Source organism: Vibrio sp. Vb0888 (genome assembly GCF_033338835.1).
In the GTDB taxonomy this organism is placed as follows: Bacteria; Pseudomonadota; Gammaproteobacteria; order Enterobacterales; family Vibrionaceae; genus Vibrio; species Vibrio alginolyticus.
The window spans coordinates 181,633-200,139 of the sequence record NZ_JAWOTL010000006.1; the positions used below are offsets into that span (position 1 = coordinate 181,633).

Annotated in this window: 16 protein-coding genes and 2 tRNA genes; 17 read left to right on the plus strand and 1 reads right to left on the minus strand. The window is 44.9% G+C overall.

The window, feature by feature from the left end; genetic code table 11:
* Nucleotides 1-284 (minus strand): ribosome assembly RNA-binding protein YhbY (yhbY, locus tag R7P72_RS11245; RefSeq protein WP_318110508.1); only part of this gene is annotated, 284 nt, incomplete at its 3' end.
* Between the two features lie 138 nt (nt 285-422).
* On the opposite strand from yhbY, the gene rlmE reads away from it, so the two are divergent.
* The 17 genes from rlmE to R7P72_RS11330 all read left to right on the plus strand — a co-directional run bounded on the left by rlmE (nt 423) and on the right by R7P72_RS11330 (nt 18,500).
* Nucleotides 423-1,052, plus strand: coding sequence for a 23S rRNA (uridine(2552)-2'-O)-methyltransferase RlmE (rlmE, locus tag R7P72_RS11250; RefSeq protein ID WP_213907273.1), 630 nt, complete (start codon nt 423-425; stop codon nt 1,050-1,052).
* A gap of 108 nt (nt 1,053-1,160) precedes the next feature.
* The gene (ftsH, locus tag R7P72_RS11255; protein ID WP_017635895.1) at nt 1,161-3,134 is read left to right on the plus strand and encodes an ATP-dependent zinc metalloprotease FtsH; all 1,974 of its coding nucleotides are present in this window, start codon (nt 1,161-1,163) and stop codon (nt 3,132-3,134) included.
* Between the two features lie 52 nt (nt 3,135-3,186).
* Complete coding sequence (folP, locus tag R7P72_RS11260; RefSeq protein ID WP_213907284.1) at nt 3,187-4,017, plus strand: dihydropteroate synthase; 831 nt, start codon at nt 3,187-3,189, stop codon at nt 4,015-4,017.
* A 19-nt stretch (nt 4,018-4,036) separates the two neighbouring features.
* Nucleotides 4,037-5,377 carry a phosphoglucosamine mutase gene (glmM, locus tag R7P72_RS11265; RefSeq protein WP_005380076.1) on the plus strand — a complete coding sequence of 447 codons (1,341 nt, stop codon included), beginning with the start codon at nt 4,037-4,039 and terminating at the stop codon, nt 5,375-5,377.
* A gap of 220 nt (nt 5,378-5,597) precedes the next feature.
* Nucleotides 5,598-5,936: a preprotein translocase subunit SecG gene (gene secG, locus R7P72_RS11270; protein ID WP_005380080.1), complete on the plus strand. Its 339-nt coding sequence runs from the start codon at nt 5,598-5,600 to the stop codon at nt 5,934-5,936.
* Between the two features lie 16 nt (nt 5,937-5,952).
* A tRNA-Leu gene (locus R7P72_RS11275) sits at nt 5,953-6,036 on the plus strand.
* 56 nt (nt 6,037-6,092) lie between these two features.
* Nucleotides 6,093-6,169 (plus strand) — tRNA-Met (locus R7P72_RS11280).
* Nucleotides 6,170-6,394: 225 nt separating this feature from the next.
* Nucleotides 6,395-6,850, plus strand: coding sequence for a ribosome maturation factor RimP (rimP, locus tag R7P72_RS11285; RefSeq protein WP_005386424.1), 456 nt, complete (start codon nt 6,395-6,397; stop codon nt 6,848-6,850).
* Nucleotides 6,851-6,886: 36 nt separating this feature from the next.
* Complete coding sequence (gene nusA / locus R7P72_RS11290; RefSeq protein ID WP_005380084.1) at nt 6,887-8,374, plus strand: transcription termination factor NusA; 1,488 nt, start codon at nt 6,887-6,889, stop codon at nt 8,372-8,374.
* Between the two features lie 22 nt (nt 8,375-8,396).
* Nucleotides 8,397-11,108: a translation initiation factor IF-2 gene (gene infB / locus R7P72_RS11295; protein ID WP_005380086.1), complete on the plus strand. Its 2,712-nt coding sequence runs from the start codon at nt 8,397-8,399 to the stop codon at nt 11,106-11,108.
* A 114-nt stretch (nt 11,109-11,222) separates the two neighbouring features.
* Nucleotides 11,223-11,618 carry a 30S ribosome-binding factor RbfA gene (rbfA, locus tag R7P72_RS11300; RefSeq protein ID WP_005380087.1) on the plus strand — a complete coding sequence of 132 codons (396 nt, stop codon included), beginning with the start codon at nt 11,223-11,225 and terminating at the stop codon, nt 11,616-11,618.
* A complete protein-coding gene (gene truB / locus R7P72_RS11305; RefSeq protein ID WP_005380088.1) occupies nt 11,618-12,571 on the plus strand; it encodes a tRNA pseudouridine(55) synthase TruB in 954 nt (317 codons plus the stop codon). The genes rbfA and truB overlap by 1 nt, the downstream gene beginning before the upstream one ends.
* A 141-nt stretch (nt 12,572-12,712) precedes the next feature.
* On the plus strand, nt 12,713-12,982 hold the full coding sequence (gene rpsO, locus R7P72_RS11310; RefSeq protein WP_005380094.1) for a 30S ribosomal protein S15: 270 nt from the start codon (nt 12,713-12,715) through the stop codon (nt 12,980-12,982).
* 292 nt (nt 12,983-13,274) lie between these two features.
* The gene (gene pnp / locus R7P72_RS11315) at nt 13,275-15,410 is read left to right on the plus strand and encodes a polyribonucleotide nucleotidyltransferase (RefSeq protein WP_005380098.1); all 2,136 of its coding nucleotides are present in this window, start codon (nt 13,275-13,277) and stop codon (nt 15,408-15,410) included.
* 178 nt (nt 15,411-15,588) lie between these two features.
* Nucleotides 15,589-16,509, plus strand: coding sequence for a lipoprotein NlpI (gene nlpI / locus R7P72_RS11320; RefSeq protein WP_213907272.1), 921 nt, complete (start codon nt 15,589-15,591; stop codon nt 16,507-16,509).
* A 97-nt stretch (nt 16,510-16,606) separates the two neighbouring features.
* Complete coding sequence (locus R7P72_RS11325; protein WP_005394653.1) at nt 16,607-17,029, plus strand: MarR family winged helix-turn-helix transcriptional regulator; 423 nt, start codon at nt 16,607-16,609, stop codon at nt 17,027-17,029.
* A gap of 124 nt (nt 17,030-17,153) precedes the next feature.
* On the plus strand, nt 17,154-18,500 hold the full coding sequence (locus R7P72_RS11330; RefSeq protein ID WP_005380105.1) for an MATE family efflux transporter: 1,347 nt from the start codon (nt 17,154-17,156) through the stop codon (nt 18,498-18,500).
* The last annotated feature ends 7 nt before the right edge of the window (nt 18,501-18,507 follow it).

An 18,507-nucleotide genomic window follows, 5' to 3' on the forward strand; every position in this document is an offset into this window, starting at 1 on the left:
ATTTCGATTTTACGCTCTTCAGACTGGCGGTATAGCACTAGCACTTTACCAATAGTCTGAACTTTTTCAGCGCCCGTCTCACGTACGATAGCGTCGATGATTAGCTGTTTTGTTTCACGATCTTCCGAAGCAACTTTTACTTTGATAAGTTCGTGATGGTTAAGAGCGATTTCAATTTCTGCTAGCACGGCTTCTGTAAGTCCATTTGCGCCCATTAGCACAACAGGTTTTAAACTGTGAGCTAGGCCTTTTAGGTGCTGCTTTTGTTTGGTGCTTAGGTTCATTACGCGGCCAATTTTCTTTAAAATAAGGGTTGAAAAAAGCTATTTTAACGCCATCTATTGCTGAAGACTATAATTTATTGAGTAATAGGTAGCGCCTATTAAAACAATAGCTCCAATTTGTGCCTTGTTGGGATTAAAATGAGTAAACAAAAACATTCGGCTAGTTCTGGTCGTTGGTTGAAAGAACACTTTGATGATAAATACGCGAATGAAGCCCGAAAAAAAGGCTACCGCTCACGTGCTTATTTCAAGATCGATGAGATTCAAACGAAAGATAAATTGTTAAAGCCTGGAATGACAGTCGTCGACTTGGGGGCTGCGCCGGGCGGATGGTCTCAATATGCTGCTAAGATAGTAGGGGACAGTGGTCAGATCATCGCGTGTGACTTGCTTCCTATGGACCCGATTGCTGGCGTTAGCTTTTTACAAGGCGACTTTCGTGATGATGCAGTATTGGAAGCTTTGCTAGAAAGGATCCAACCTTCCATGGTAGACGTAGTAATGTCTGATATGGCGCCTAACATCGCGGGAAACAATTCTGTTGATCAACCTCGCGCTATGTATTTAGTTGAATTAGCTTTAGATATGTGTCGACAAGTTCTAGCGCCTAATGGTAGCTTTGTCGTAAAGGTTTTCCAAGGGGAAGGCTTCGATCAGTATGTGAAAGAAGTCCGAGACATGTTTAAAACCGTAAAAATTAGAAAACCAGACTCATCGCGAGCTCGCTCTCGAGAGGTCTTCGTCGTAGCCACTGGTTACAAAGGTTAACCATTTTGCTCTCTTGAGAGCGTGTTAACACTATAGCTACAGTTAATGAACTGTAGTACCCTACCTTTAATTACAATTAGTTATCGAGAGGCTTACACCTTGAGTGACATGGCAAAAAATTTAATTCTGTGGCTTGTTATCGCCGTCGTATTGATGTCGGTATTCCAGAGCTTTGGCCCTGGAGAAAGCAATGGCAGAACCGTGGATTACACCACGTTTGTACAGGAAGTTGGCCAAGGCCAGATTCAAGAAGCAACTTTTAAAGACGGTGAAATTAGCTTTGTTCGTCGTGGCGGCGGTGCCAAAATGGTCACTTACATGCCAGTGTATGACCAAAAGCTTCTAGATGACCTAATTAACCAAAACGTGAAAGTACAAGGCACGCCTCCAGAAGAGCAAAGCTTGCTTGGTACTATCTTCATCTCTTGGTTCCCAATGATCTTACTAATTGGTGTATGGATTTTCTTCATGCGTCAAATGCAAGGCGGCGGTGGTAAAGGCGCCATGTCTTTTGGTAAGAGCAAAGCTCGAATGATGAGCGAAGAACAAATCAAGACAACTTTTGCTGACGTTGCTGGTTGTGACGAAGCAAAAGAAGACGTGAAAGAACTGGTGGACTACCTACGCGATCCAAGCCGCTTCCAAAAACTGGGCGGTAAGATTCCAACGGGTGTTCTAATGGTTGGTCCTCCTGGTACGGGTAAAACGCTTCTAGCGAAAGCCATTGCCGGTGAGGCGAAAGTACCATTCTTTACTATCTCTGGTTCTGATTTCGTAGAAATGTTCGTTGGTGTTGGTGCATCTCGTGTGCGTGACATGTTTGAACAAGCAAAGAAAGCTGCACCTTGTATCATCTTTATCGACGAGATCGATGCGGTAGGCCGTCAACGTGGCGCAGGTGTTGGTGGTGGTCATGATGAACGTGAACAAACACTAAACCAAATGCTCGTTGAGATGGATGGTTTCGAAGGTAACGAAGGTATTATCGTTATCGCTGCGACTAACCGTCCGGACGTGCTAGACCCTGCGCTACTGCGTCCTGGTCGTTTTGACCGTCAAGTGGTAGTTGGTCTTCCAGATGTACGTGGCCGTGAACAGATCCTAAAAGTTCACATGCGTAAGGTCCCTCTAGCGGGTGATGTAGAGCCTTCTCTCATCGCACGTGGTACTCCAGGCTTCTCTGGTGCTGACCTAGCAAACTTAGTTAACGAAGCAGCCCTGTTTGCTGCGCGCGGTAACAAGCGCAACGTTTCTATGGTTGAGTTTGAACTGGCGAAAGACAAAATCATGATGGGTGCTGAGCGCCGTTCAATGGTGATGTCTGAGGAAGTGAAAGAGTCAACCGCATACCACGAAGCGGGTCACGCGATTGTTGGTCGCTTGGTTCCTGAACACGATCCAGTGTACAAAGTGTCTATCATTCCACGTGGTCGTGCGTTGGGTGTAACAATGTACCTTCCAGAGCAGGACCGCGTGAGCATGTCTCGCCAACACCTAGAATCAATGATTTCTAGCTTGTACGGTGGTCGTTTAGCAGAAGAACTTATCTACGGTGCTGACAAAGTATCAACCGGTGCTTCTAATGATATCGAGCGCGCAACAGATATTGCTCGTAAGATGGTTACTCAATGGGGTTTCTCTGAAAAGCTTGGTCCTCTGCTGTATGCAGAAGATGAAGGCGAAGTGTTCTTAGGACGTAGTGTAACTCAGACTAAACATGTGTCTGACGATACAGCGAAGTTGATTGATGACGAAGTTCGTCAGATCATTGACCGCAACTACGATCGTGCGAAGAAGATTCTTCAAGAGAACATGGATATCATGCATGCGATGAAAGATGCGCTGATGAAGTATGAAACCATTGATGCTCGCCAGATTGATGACTTAATGGAGCGCAAAGCTGAAATTCGTGAGCCTGCGGGCTGGAGTGATAACTCAGCAAGCAAACCAGAAGACAGCGACAAGCCTCAAGCAAAGCAAGAAGTTAAAGAAGAAGCAACGGAGACTGCGAAAGATGCAGAACAGCCTAGCTCTTCTGAAACAACTTCTAACGAAGCGCCTGAAAAGAAAGACTCTGAATAAAGAGTATCGATAATATTAAACCCCGAGTTATCTCGGGGTTTTTGTGTTTATGATGATGATTACAGCAAATAACAAATCTTTGGACCTTTCGCGTCCACATGTCATGGCCATTCTAAATGTGACACCGGATTCCTTTTCGGATGGCGGTAAATACAACTCAATTGAACTTGCTCTTGCTCAAGTTGATAAAATGATAAAGGCTGGTGTAAGTATTGTTGATGTTGGTGGTGAATCGACAAGACCTGGTGCACCGGATGTGTCTTTGGAAGAAGAGCTTAGGCGTGTTGTCCCAGTAATCAAAGCCATTCGTGAAAAGTATGATGTGTGGATTTCCGTTGACACCAGTAAAGCAGAAGTGATGCGTCAAGCAATTGATGCTGGGGCTGATTTGATCAATGACATCCGCTCGCTGCAAGAGCCAGGTGCTCTGGAAGTCGCAGCAGAAGCAAACCTTCCAATTTGTCTGATGCATATGAAAGGTCAGCCTAGGACCATGCAAGTTGACCCTCATTATGATGATTTAATGGGGGACGTGTCGGCTTTTCTAGAAGAACGTATCGCGGCGTGTGAAGCAGCAGGGATTGATAAATCTCAACTGATTCTCGATCCTGGGTTTGGCTTTGGCAAAACAATCGAACACAATTATCATATGCTTGCTCATCTTGAAAAGTTTCATGAATTCGGCCTGCCTATTTTGGCTGGCATGTCTCGTAAATCCATGGTCTTCAAACTGTTAGACAAGCCAGCGGCAGAGTGTACGAACGCAAGTGTTGTTTGTGCTACGATTGCCGCGATGAAAGGCGCGCAGATCATTCGCGTGCATGACTTTGAAGAGACAATCGAAGCAATGAAAGTTGTTGAGATGACGAAAAACAATATTTAAAAATAATAAAGGAAAGTTTATGTCGAATGAAAGACGTTACTTTGGTACTGACGGTGTGCGCGGTAAAGTAGGACAATACCCAATCACTCCAGACTTCGTACTTAAGCTTGGCTGGGCTGCTGGTCGTGTACTAGCGAAACAAGGCACAAAGAAAGTTATCATAGGTAAAGATACACGTATTTCAGGTTATATGCTTGAATCTGCACTAGAGGCAGGCCTTGCAGCTGCGGGACTTAAAGCAACATTTACTGGTCCCATGCCAACTCCAGCTGTGGCATATTTAACTCAGACTTTCCGTGCCGAGGCTGGTATTGTGATTTCTGCATCACATAACCCATATTACGACAACGGAATTAAATTCTTTTCTTCTGAGGGTACTAAGCTACCTGACGATATCGAATTGGCGATCGAAGCTGAGTTAGATAAAGAAATTGAATGTGTGGAGTCTGCTGAGCTTGGTAAAGCAACCCGTCTAAATGATGCAGCTGGTCGTTACATCGAATTCTGTAAGAGTACTTTCCCATCTGAGTTGAGCCTTGCGAACTTTAAGATCGTAGTAGACTGTGCGCACGGTGCAACGTACCACATCGCTCCAAATGTCTTCAAAGAACTTGGGGCAGAAGTTATCGCTATGGGCGTAGAGCCTAACGGCATCAACATTAATGAAAAAGTGGGCGCAACAGACGTACGAGCACTTCAACAGCGTGTTGTTGAAGAGCAAGCGCACCTTGGTCTCGCGTTTGATGGTGATGGTGACCGTATCATTATGGTCGATCACTTGGGTAACAAAGTTGATGGTGACCAAATTGCTTATATCATCGCTCGTGATGCACTTCGTCGTGGTGAGCTAAAGGGTGGTGTTGTTGGTACACTAATGACTAACTTGGGTATGGAAAATGGTTTAAAGCAGCTAGGCATTCCGTTTGTACGTGCTGCTGTTGGTGACCGTTATGTCATGGAGCAACTGCTAGAAAAAGGTTGGAAAATTGGTGCTGAAAACTCAGGTCATGTGATCTTATTAGATAAAGTCACAACCGGCGATGCGATTGTCGCTGCACTTCAAGTACTTGCTTCTGTAATTGGCAGCGATATGTCTTTGTATGAACTATCGCAAGGAATGACATTATATCCTCAGGTTTTAGAAAATGTCCGTTTTTCAGGAGAAAGTAACCCTCTTGAAGCTACAGCTGTATTAAACGCTGTCTCTGAAGTCGAGGCGACACTTGGTGATAAAGGGCGTGTACTGCTGCGCAAGTCTGGCACTGAGCCTTTGATCCGCGTTATGGTGGAAGGCGAAGATGGTGAACTAGTTCAACACTCAGCATTGAAAATCGCTGAGGCTGTTAAAGCAAGTTGTTAATCATTGCGTTAAAGCATGTCTTGAATGAAAAGGGCATCTTTTGCCCTTTTTTTGAGCGCTTAACGCATTGGCATTGATTTTTTACTAATTTTCCCTTGTCAGCGTTACTGGCTTTCGCTAGTATTGCTCCGCCTCCCGTTAGGAGGTCGCTAGCCTTGTTCATTATGATTTATTCTTTTGAACGGCGCTGGCTCAACAATTTGGAACATAGGTGGAAAAAATGTTTTCAGTTCTACTTGTGATTTACCTGTTGGCAGCGCTTGGTGTGATTGGCCTTGTGTTGATTCAACAAGGTAAAGGCGCAGATATGGGAGCCTCGTTCGGTGCTGGTGCTTCAAACACAGTGTTTGGTGCTGGCGGCTCAGGTAATTTCTTAACCCGAACAACTGCTATTTTAGCAACCGTATTCTTTATCGTTAGCTTGTTACTTGGTCGTATGTCTACGCACCAGACTGAATCACAATGGGTAGACCCAACGTTAGGTCAACCAGTTGTTGAACAAGTTAAGGATGCAGCGAGTGAAGTTCCTGCCCCTGCGGGTGATGAAATTCCTCAATAAGCTGTAAGGTTTTGATGCCGAGATGGTGAAATTGGTAGACACGCTAGCATGAGGTGCTAGTGCCTTAGGTGTGAGGGTTCGAGTCCCTCTCTCGGCACCATGTATTTACAAACTTGTAAATCACTTGTTTGCGAGTATAATGCTCAGCAAGTCGGACGCGGGGTGGAGCAGCTTGGTAGCTCGTCGGGCTCATAACCCGAAGGTCGTCGGTTCAAATCCGGCCCCCGCAACCAATCTCTTTCTTTAAAAGGAAATCGTAGATTGGCAAGTTTGCGTAGTGCTAACCACACTACGAGTTAAGAAAAGCAATTGTTGGCTATTCTTAACGTATCAGGGTCCAGCAGCATAAAACCCCGACTATCGGGGTTTTTTGTTATCTGAGCTTTTTGAAATAGCTCAGATACTGCTTGGTTTTTTGATTGGGCTCTGAGCCCTTTTTTTGTTTCTGGAGTGGTTAAATGACTGGTTTAGAAAGACAACTTACTGAAATGCTTGACGCGCCAGTAGCGGCATCAGGTTATGAGTTAGTTGGATTAGAATTCATTCGTGCAGGCGCGCACTCAACGTTACGTATCTACATTGACCATGAAAATGGTATTAACGTAGACGACTGTGCAGAAGTTAGCCACCAAGTTAGTGCAGTTTTAGACGTTGAAGATCCAATTTCTGTTGCTTACAGCCTAGAAGTGTCTTCTCCAGGTTTAGAAAGACCACTTTTTAAAGCAGCACATTACGAGCAATTTATTGGTCACGAGGTCAGCATCGTATTGAAAATGGCTGTAGCAAACCGTCGTAAGTGGAAAGGTATTATCCACGGTGTTGATGGCGAAACAGTGACAATTACTGTAGACGGTCAGCAAGAAGAGTTTGCTCTAAGTAACATTTCCAAAGCTAACCTGATCCCTAAATTTTAGTTCCCTAAAAAAGTTTAAGCTTAGAGGCTAAATACAATGAGTAAAGAAATTTTAGCGGTAGCAGAAGCGGTATCGAACGAAAAAGCGGTACCTCGTGAGCGTATCTTTGAGGCTCTTGAGATTGCTCTAGCAACTTCTACAAAGAAAAAATACGAAATCGAAATCGACGTACGTGTTGCCATTGACCGTAAAACCGGTGAATTTGTAACTTACCGCCGTTGGTTAGTTGTTGATGACGTTGAGAACCCTACAAAAGAGATCTCACTAGAAGCAGCGCAATACGAAGATGACTCAATCGAGCTTGGCGACTACGTAGAAGACGAAATCGAATCAGTAACGTTTGACCGTATTACGACTCAAACTGCTAAGCAAGTTATCGTTCAAAAAGTTCGTGAAGCTGAGCGCGCACAAATCGTTGAACAGTTCATCGACAATGAAGGTGATCTAATCACTGGTGTCGTGAAAAAAGTAAACCGTGACACAATCGTGCTTGATCTTGGTAATAACGCTGAAGCGGTAATCCTGCGTGATGACCAACTTCCTCGTGAAAACTTCCGTCCAGGCGACCGCGTACGTGGCCTTCTTTACAAAGTCGCGCCTGAAGCACGTGGTTTCCAATTGTTCATCACTCGTTCTAAGCCAGAAATGTTGGCAGAACTGTTCCGTGTTGAAGTGCCTGAAATCGCAGAAGATATTATCGAGCTTAAAGGCGCAGCACGTGATCCTGGTTCTCGCGCTAAGATCGCTGTCAAAACAAATGACAAACGTATCGACCCTGTAGGTGCGTGTGTTGGTATGCGTGGTGCACGTGTACAAGCTGTTTCTGGCGAACTTGGTGGTGAGCGTATCGATATCGTTCTTTGGGATGATAACCCAGCTCAATTCGTTATCAACGCAATGGCGCCAGCTGATGTTGCTTCTATCATCGTTGATGAGGATGCACATTCAATGGACATCGCAGTTGAAGCTGACAACCTAGCGCAAGCTATTGGTCGTAACGGTCAAAACGTGCGTCTAGCATCTCAACTAACCGGTTGGGAACTGAATGTTATGACAGTTGCTGATCTTCAGAAGAAACACGCTGAAGAATCACAAGCATCTATTGAAAACTTCATGAAGTACCTAGATATTGAAGAAGACTTCGCTCAACTTCTTGTTGAAGAAGGTTTCTCAACGCTAGAAGAAATCGCATACGTGCCAGTTAACGAGCTACTAGAAATCGATGGTTTGAATGAAGAACTAATCGAAGAGCTTCGTGGACGTGCAAAAGATGCACTAACGACGATCGCACTAGCACAAGAAGAGTCTTTTGAAGGTCTAGAACCAGCTGAGGACCTACTTGCACTTGAAGGTCTTGAGCGTGAGATGGCATTTAAATTGGCAGCGAAAGGTGTAGCGACACTGGAAGATCTTGCTGACCAAGGTATTGACGATTTAGAAGGTATCGAAGGCCTGACCGAAGAACGTGCAGGTGAGCTAATTATGGCCGCACGTAACATCTGTTGGTTCGGCGAAGAAGCATAATTTTCGGCAAGGAGGAAGCGGCATGACACAATTAACAGTTAAAGCACTGAGTGATGAGATTGGTACGCCAGTCGACCGCTTGATTGAACAACTTGCTGACGCTGGCATTAAAAAGGCGAGCTCTGACAATGTTACTGATGAAGAGAAGCAGAAGCTTCTCTCTCATTTAAAGAAAGAACACGGTGATAAATCAGGTGATTCAGAGCCGACTCGCCTTACGCTTCAGCGTAAAACTCGTAGTACACTTAGTGTGAACGCGGGTGGTGGTAAGAGTAAGAATGTTCAGGTTGAGGTGCGCAAAAAACGTACATACGTGAAGCGCAGCACAATTGAAGATGAAGCGAAACGTGAAGCTGAAGAAGCAGCACAACGTGAAGCAGAAGAAGCAGCAAAACGTGCAGCAGAAGAAGCTGCAAAACGTGAAGCTGAAGAAGCTGCAAAACGTGAAGCTGAAGAAGCTGCAAAACGTGAAGCGGAAGAAAAAGCGAAACGTGAAGCTGAAGAAAAAGCGAAGCGAGACGTAGATACGAATGCACAACGTAATGCTGAAGAAAAAGCAAAGCGTGATGCTGAAGAGAAAATTAAGCAAGAAGCAGCGCGAAAAGAGGCCGACGAGCTTAAACGTCGTCAGGAAGAAGAAGCTAAGCGTAAGGCTGAAGAGGAAAGTCAGCGCAAGCTTGAAGAAGCTCGCGAATTGGCTGAAAAGAATAAAGAGCGTTGGTCTGCTGCAGAAGAGAAAAAGGGTGATATGGAAGATACAGATTACCATGTAACGACTTCACAATACGCACGTGAAGCCGAAGATGAAGCAGATCGCAAAGTAGAAGGCGGTCGTCGTAAGAAGAAAAAAGCAGCTTCGGGTAAAGACGACCAAGCTCGCGGTGGCCGTAACAACCAACGTGGCGGTAGAGGTCGTAAGGGCAAACTTGCTAAGCCGACTTCAATGCAGCACGGGTTTGATAAGTCAGCAACGGTTGCTAAGCAAGACGTTGTAATTGGCGAAACGATCGTTCTATCAGAACTTGCTAACAAGATGTCGGTTAAAGCGACAGAAGTTATCAAAGTAATGATGAAGATGGGCGCTATGGCGACTATCAACCAAGTGATCGACCAAGAAACAGCACAACTTGTTGCTGAAGAAATGGGCCATAAAGTAGTTCTTCGTAAAGAGAACGAACTGGAAGAAGCGGTACTATCTGACCGTGACACTAACGCGGAAGCAGTTCCACGTGCTCCAGTTGTTACTATCATGGGTCACGTTGACCACGGTAAAACGTCAACACTTGACTACATCCGTCGCACACACGTTGCTTCTGGCGAAGCGGGTGGTATTACTCAGCACATTGGTGCGTACCACGTTGAAACAGACAACGGCATGATCACGTTCCTTGATACTCCTGGACACGCAGCGTTTACTGCAATGCGTGCTCGTGGTGCTCAAGCAACAGATATCGTTGTTCTTGTAGTTGCAGCAGACGATGGCGTAATGCCACAAACAGTAGAAGCGATTCAGCACGCGAAAGCGGCAGGCGTTCCTCTAATTGTTGCTGTGAACAAGATCGATAAAGAAGACGCGAACCCAGATAACGTTAAGAACGAGCTTGCTCAATACGACGTTATTCCTGAAGAGTGGGGCGGTGAGAACATGTTCGTTCACATCTCTGCTAAACAGGGTACAAACATCGATGGTCTTCTAGAAGCAATCCTTCTTCAGTCTGAAGTTCTTGAACTTACAGCTGTAGCTGAAGGCATGGCATCTGGTGTTGTTGTTGAATCTCGCCTAGATAAAGGTCGTGGTCCAGTTGCAACAGTACTTGTTCAATCAGGTACACTAAACAAAGGCGACATCGTTCTTTGTGGTCAAGAATACGGCCGTGTTCGTGCAATGCGTGATGAGCTAGGTAAAGAAATTACTTCGGCTGGCCCATCTATCCCTGTAGAGATCCTAGGTCTTTCAGGTGTACCATCTTCAGGTGATGAAGCAACAGTAGTTCGTGACGAGCGTAAAGCGCGTGAAGTAGCTAACTACCGTGCTGGTAAGTTCCGTGAAGTGAAACTTGCTCGTCAGCAGAAATCTAAACTAGAGAACATGTTCTCTAACATGACTGCTGGTGAAGTTGCTGAACTTAACGTTGTACTTAAAGCAGACGTTCAAGGTTCTGTAGAAGCAATCGCAGACTCACTAGTTAAGCTATCTACTGACGAAGTTAAAGTGAACATCGTTGGTTCTGGTGTAGGTGGTATTACGGAAACTGACGTAGTACTAGCGGAAGCTTCAAACGCAATCATCCTTGGCTTTAACGTTCGTGCAGATGCTTCTGCTCGCCGTGCTGTTGAAGCCGCAGCTGTTGACTTACGTTACTACTCAATCATTTACCAATTGATTGATGAAGTGAAACAAGCAATGGGCGGTATGCTTGCTCCAGAATTCAAGCAAGAGATCATTGGTCTTGCTGAAGTTCGTGACGTGTTTAAGTCACCGAAACTGGGCGCTATCGCTGGTTGTATGGTTACAGAAGGTGTGATCAAGCGTAACAACCCAATCCGTGTACTACGTGATAACGTTGTTATTTACGAAGGTGAACTAGAGTCACTACGTCGTTTCAAAGATGACGTTCAAGAAGTTAAGAATGGCTACGAATGTGGTATCGGCGTTAAGAACTACAATGATGTTCGCGTTGGTGACCAAATCGAAGTCTTCGAAATCGTTGAAATTAAACGTACTCTAGACTAATTGACTAAAATTACTAATATTGTCTTTGAAAGATAAGTAGTAATTGGTTGTTGAATACACCATGGGGGGCTGGCTTTGACCAACCCCCCATTCTTTCTATATAAGAGTAAAGATATGTCAAAAGAATTTAGCCGCACGCAGCGCGTTGCACAGCAGCTGCAAAAAGAACTAGCGATGATCCTTCAACGTGAAGTTCGTGACTCTCGCCTTGGCATGGTGACGATCTCAGACGTAGAAGTCTCTCGTGACCTAGCTTACGCAAAAGTATTTGTGACCTTCCTGTGTGTGGGTGAGCAAACACCAGAATCATGTCTAGCAGCGCTACGTGAGCACGAAGTGCACATTCGCATGATGTTAGGTAAGCGTATTCGTCTACGTTTAACGCCAGAAATCCGCTTCCACTATGACAATACGCTTGTTGAAGGTATGCGTATGTCTAACCTAGTGTCTGAAGTCGTTAGTTCAGACAAACAAAAGCAAAAAGATTCTGGTCGTGAGGACGAAGAATAATGGCTCGTCGTCGTAAAGGTCGTCCAATTAATGGCGTTATACTGTTGGACAAACCAACAGGTATCTCTTCCAATGATGCACTGCAAAAAGTAAAGCGAATCTACTTTGCCGAGAAAGCAGGCCACACTGGAGCCTTGGACCCATTAGCGACAGGCATGCTGCCAATTTGCTTGGGTGAAGCGACAAAATTTTCTCAGTTTCTTCTTGATTCTGATAAACGCTACCGCGTGATCGCAAAGCTGGGTGAACGTACCAATACGTCTGACTCGGATGGTGAAGTTGTAGAGACGCGTCCAGTCGATGTTACGTTAGACAAGCTAGAAGCGTGCATCGATCAGTTCCGTGGTGAATCTGATCAAGTGCCTTCCATGTTCTCTGCGTTGAAGTATCAAGGTAAACCCTTGTATGAATACGCTCGTAAAGGCATCGAAGTTCCGCGTGAATCTCGTAAGATCACGGTATATGAGATTGTTCTTCACCGTTTTGAAGGCGATGAAGTAGAGATGGAAGTGCACTGCTCTAAAGGTACCTATATTCGTACTATCGTTGATGATCTGGGCGAAATGTTAGGTTGTGGTGCGCACGTAACTATGCTTCGTCGTACTGGTGTTGCTAAATACCCTTACGAGAATATGGTAACACTTGAGCAACTAAATGAGTTGCTAGAGCAAGCTCACCGCGAGGAACGAGCGCCTCGAGAACTACTGGACCCACTGCTTTTGCCAATGGATACAGCGGTAGAAGACTTACCAGAAGTCAACTTGGTGCCTGAACTGGCGAATATGGTCCAACATGGGCAGCCCGTTCAAGTATTTGGTGCTCCGACTGAGGGCTCACTTCGCCTTACTATGGGTGAAGAACGCTTGTTTATTGGCGTTGGCGAAATGAACGAAGATGGCAAAATCGCTCCTAAGCGATTGGTCGTGTTCCGAGATGACGTTGCATCCAAGTAAATGATTGAAAATACCGACCTGAGTGTCGGTATTTTTATATTGCACGAGATAGGAAATTTCCCTATAATCCGCGCTTCGCGTAGCGGCTGAATCAGAGATTGGCTGCTACAACTTTAAACCTACTCTTATTAGGAGAGAATTATGTCTCTGAATGCAGAAACTAAAGCAGCAATCGTTGCAGAATACGCACAAGGCGAAGGCGACACTGGTTCACCAGAAGTTCAAGTAGCTCTACTTACAGCTTCTATCAACCACCTACAAGGTCACTTCAAAGCGCACAAAGGCGATCACCACAGCCGTCGTGGTCTTCTACGCATGGTTTCTCGTCGTCGTAAGCTTCTAGATTACCTAAAAGGTAAAAACCTAGCTCGCTACCAAGACCTAATCAAACGTCTAGGCCTACGTCGCTAATCAGCGACTGCATAGCAGTTTGTCTAAAAAGGGGCTTTATGCCCCTTTTTTGTTGCCTAAATTTAGCCAAATTAGACTTATGCCGTTATAATACTGGCGGCTAAACCTTGTAAGAGGTTTTCTCAAAAGCTCATAGCATTACAGTCAACCACGTCGACCAAAAGGTCGCGACTATTCAAAAGGAATTTCCGAGTTTCTTTTTACTAGTCGCGATTCGTAATGCCTTGAGTGTCAATTAACACATCTAAGATTTCTTTAAGCACTAAAGGAAGATTAGAAACAAGGAATAACAATGTTCGAAAAACCAGTTGTTAAAACGTTCCAGTACGGTAACCACACAGTTACTTTAGAAACTGGCGTTATTGCACGTCAAGCTACAGCAGCAGTTATGGTCACAATGGATGATACGTCTGTATTCGTATCTGTTGTAGGTAAAAAAGAAGCCGTTGCAGGTCAAGACTTCTTCCCACTAACGGTTAACTACCAAGAGCGTACTTACGCTGCGGGTAAAATCCCAGGCGGCTTCTTCAAACGTGAAGGTCGTCCTTCTGAAGGCGAAACGCTAACAGCTCGTCTAATCGACCGTCCAATCCGTCCGCTATTCCCAGACGCGTTTAAAAACGAAGTTCAGGTTATCGCGACAGTAATGTCTGTAAACCCAGATGTTCAGCCAGATATCGTTACAATGATCGGTACTTCTGCTGCTCTTGCTATCTCTGGCATTCCATTCAACGGCCCTATCGGTGCGGCGCGTGTTGGTCATATCGATGGTCAGCTTGTACTTAACCCTAGCCAAACTGAACTAGAAACTTCTAAGCTTGACCTTGTTGTTGCAGGTACAGAGTCAGCAGTACTGATGGTTGAGTCAGAAGCGGACAACCTAACTGAAGAAGAAATGCTAGCGGCGGTTGTTTATGGTCATGACCAACAACAAGTTGCTATTCAAGCTATCAACGAATTCAAAGCAGAAGTTGCAACTCCTGCTTGGGATTGGGTTGCTCCTGAAGAGAACACAGCGCTTAAAAATAAGATTGCTGATCTAGCAGAAGCTAAACTTGTTGAAGCTTACCAAATTACTGAGAAAATGGCTCGTTACGACCGCATCCATGAGATCGCTGCGGAAGTAAATGAAGTTCTTCTTGCTGAAGATCCTGAAGCAGACACAAAAGAAATCCACACTATCTTCCATGATCTAGAGAAGACAGTAGTACGTAGCCGTATTATTGCAGGTAACCCTCGTATCGATGGCCGTGAAAAAGACATGGTTCGTGCACTAGATGTACGTACTGGTGTTCTTCCTCGTACTCACGGTAGCGCGCTATTCACTCGTGGTGAAACTCAGGCGATCGTTACGGCAACGCTAGGTACTCAGCGTGATGCTCAAATCATCGATGAGCTAACTGGTGAGCGTAAAGATCACTTCCTACTGCACTACAACTTCCCTCCATACTGTGTAGGTGAAACTGGTTTTGTAGGTTCTCCTAAGCGTCGTGAAATCGGCCACGGTAAACTGGCGAAGCGTGGTATTGCTGCAGTAATGCCTTCTGTTGATGAGTTCCCATACACAGTACGTGTTGTATCGGAAATCACTGAATCTAACGGTTCATCTTCAATGGCTTCAGTATGTGGTACTTCTCTTGCGCTTATGGACGCAGGTGTACCAATCAAAGCATCTGTTGCTGGTATTGCAATGGGTCTTGTTAAAGAAGGTGACGATTTCGTTGTACTTTCTGACATCCTTGGCGATGAAGACCACCTAGGTGACATGGACTTTAAAGTAGCAGGTACTAACACTGGTATCACTGCACTTCAAATGGACATCAAGATCGAAGGCATCACTAAAGAAATCATGCAAATTGCGCTTAACCAAGCTCAAGGCGCACGTAAGCACATCCTATCTGTAATGGATGAAGCAATCTCTGGTGCTCGTGAAGACATCTCTGAATTTGCTCCGCGTATTCACACGATGAAGATCAGCGCTGAGAAGATCAAAGACGTTATCGGTAAAGGTGGTGCAGTTATCCGTGCTCTAACTGAAGAGACTGGTACAACTATCGAAATCGAAGACGACGGTACTATCAAGATTGCGGCAACTGAAGGCACTGCTGCGAAAGAAGCTATCCGCCGTATCGAAGAGATCACTGCTGAAGTTGAAGTGGGCCGTATCTACACAGGTAAAGTTGCACGTCTAGCAGACTTCGGTGCATTCGTAACGGTTCTTCCAGGCAAAGATGGTCTTGTACACATTTCTCAAATCGCAGAAAAACGCGTAGAGAAAGTGTCTGACTACCTAGCTGAAGGTCAAGAAGTTCAAGTTAAAGTTCTTGAAATCGACCGCCAAGGCCGTGTACGTCTAAGCATGAAAGAAGCGGTAGAAAAGCCAGCTGAAGAAGCTGCTGCTGAAGCACCAGCTGCTAAAGACGAGTAAGACAAAATGAGACTTTCAGCCTTTTATTAGATTAAGGGCCTGAAAGCATGTTATAAAAGGGGAGCATTTTCGCTCCCCTTTTTTGGTTTGTTTCGATGTATTAACCTCAAACGAGGTTATCGCCTATATTGCATTAAGAGAAATAAATCTTGAGCGGTCCAAACAGGAGTATCAATTAGTGAAATGGTTTCAAACCGCAATTTTATGTGTTGCTATCGCGCTGACCGGTTGTGCAAATACTTCTCAACAATCAGCACAAAAGTGGTTATATCCACCGATGGCGGTGCCACTTCAGCCTAGTGTTCAACAAGAAGTACAAATCGCGCGTCTCTCGCAGTTGCTACAACGTCCCGACCTTAGTGATGAAGTGCGCGCTAAAATGCATTATGAGCGCGGTAGCTACTACGACAGCGTTGGTTTACGTGATCTTGCCCGTTTGGACTTTAACCAGTCTTTGCAGTTGAATCCTGCTCAGCCGGACATCTTCAATCTTTTGGGAGTATACTTTACCCAAGTAGGAGAGTTTGATGCGGCATATGAAGCGTTTGACTCGACCATAGAGTTGGCTCCTGATAATACCTATGCTGAGCGCAACCGTGCGATTGCACTGTATTATGGTGGCCGAATCGATCTCGCTTTAGAAGATATGACCAAGCATTATCAAGAAATGCCAATGGATCCTTTTCGTTCATTATGGCTGTACATCATCGAAGCTGAGCAAAATCCAGAGCAAGCAAAAGCCAATCTTCAACAGCGTTATTTACGTGATCGCAGTGAAGAGTGGGGGTGGGTTCTTGTTGCTATCATGCTGCGAGATGTCTCGGACGAAGACGCTCTTAAAGCAATTATGGATGGAACAAGAGAGAATTATCGTCTAGCTGAACGATTGACGGAAACGTATTTCTACCTTGGAAAGCGTAATCAGCTTGAAAGTGATATCGCAAGTGCCATCTCACTTTATAAGCTCGCGATTTCGTTCAACGTTTACGATTATGTTGAGCATCGCTATTCTTTCTTGGAGCTGGCGCAAATCTACGATCAATTACAGCAAGATAGATTAGCCAAGTTAAAGGCTGCCAATAAGCTGGAAATTGAATGATTTAGAGCCGCTCGATGAGAGCGGCTTTTTTATGATTGAACTTGATGAGTGACTCATTTAAAATAGTTAGTCTTGCTAACTAAGTGGTGGTGGCTTTATGGCATTAGAAGAAAGCTTGATTGATTTAGAGCGTTTTTGCGCCAAAGCTTGGCGTGTCTATGCCAAAGAAGATCCATTATCACATCTAAGCTTTAATGAGTTCGATTATTTACGTGTGATTCAGGTTTACCCTGAGGGTGTGCGAATAACCGATCTTGCAGAAGAGCTGCAAGTGACTAAGCCTTCCGCATCGACAATGGTTGTGCGTTTGGAAAAAAAGGGTTTGGTGAAACGCATCGCATGTAATGAGGATGCTCGCGCTAAGCGTGTGTTGCTTACAGAAGAAGTCGCAGAAAAAATGTCTTTGGAGCAGGTAGTGTACAAAGATATCTCTGAACAAATGATGCAACAATTAAATCAGCAAGAAGCTGAGCAGTTACAAGCTTTACTGAATAAAGCATTGAGTAATAAGTCATTTTAAACTAAAGCAAAGGCCTCAGCTGTATGGTTTAGTTTTTGTTGTTTCATCTTTCTTTTATTTAATTTAACCATTTAGTTAGTCTTGCTAATTAAATGGTTAGCTTTGCTAACTACTGGTGACAGTCATGCAAAACTCAATTTATAGACAGTTTTGGAAATATACGATTCCAACCGTCGTAGCAATGCTCGTAAACGGTTTGTATCAAATAGTTGATGGCATTTTTATTGGCCGTTATGTTGGCGCTGACGGATTAGCTGGGATCAATGTTGCGTGGCCTATTATCGGTTCGATCCTCGGTATAGGAATGATGATTGGGGTGGGGACTGGCGCGCTGACTTCGATCAAGCAAGGAGAGAACGATCATGAAGGCGCTAAGCGAATCCTAACGACCGGATTGACGTTGTTAGCGGCATTGATGCCGGTCGTTGCTACAATATTGTTCTTGTTTTCGGATGAATTTATTCGCTGGCAAGGTGCGGAAGGGCGAGTGTTTGAACTTGCGCTGCAATATTTGCATATTCTGATTGTCGCGTGCGTATTCACGTTGGGTTCTATCGCAGTTCCGTTTCTGTTACGCAATGACGACAGCCCGAACTTAGCAACGATTTTGATGGTCATCGGTGCCGTTATTAACATCGTATTAGACTACGTATTTATTGCTTGGTTGGAGTGGGAGTTAACCGGAGCCGCTATTGCCACTGCACTTGCACAATTAGTGGTCACTGTGCTCGGTATTGGTTACTTCTTTACTTCAAAAGCAACATTACGCCTTCGTATCCGCGACTTCAAAGTTCAGGTTGATGCTGCACCAAAGATTATCATGATAGGTACATCAAGTTTCTTTATGTACGCCTACGGCTCTGTGATGGTGGCACTGCACAACGCGTTATTTGCTCAATACGGAAGTGCAATGTTGATCGGAGCGTACGCCATTTTGGGGTACATCGTGACGGTTTACTATCTGATAGCCGAAGGAATTGCGAATGGTATGCAGCCTTTAGTGAGCTTCAACCACGGTGCACGTAATCAGGAGAACATCAGAAAGTTATTAAAGGTCGCGATGGGGACATCTGTGCTTGGTGGGGTGGCGTTCGTTGTTTTGATGAACCTTTTCCCGTACGAACTGGTTGCGGTGTTTAATAATGCTGACCAACAGTTGATTGATAGCACTGTGATCGGGATTCGTTTACACATGTTTGCGTTGTTCTTAGATGGTTTTTTAGTTGTGGCGGCCGCGTACTATCAATCAGTAAACAAAGGCAGCAAAGCTATGTTTGTAACACTAGGCAACATGCTGGTCCAGTTGCCATTCTTATTCATTATGCCGAAACTTTTCGGCGTGACAGGCATTTGGTTAGCTTTCCCATTGTCTAACATTGCATTGAGTTTGGTCGTGATCAGTATGTTGTGGCGAGATGTGAAAAAGCTGCTTAATGAAACTTCGGCTGAGCCAACAGTGCAAGCCTGTTAACAATGGC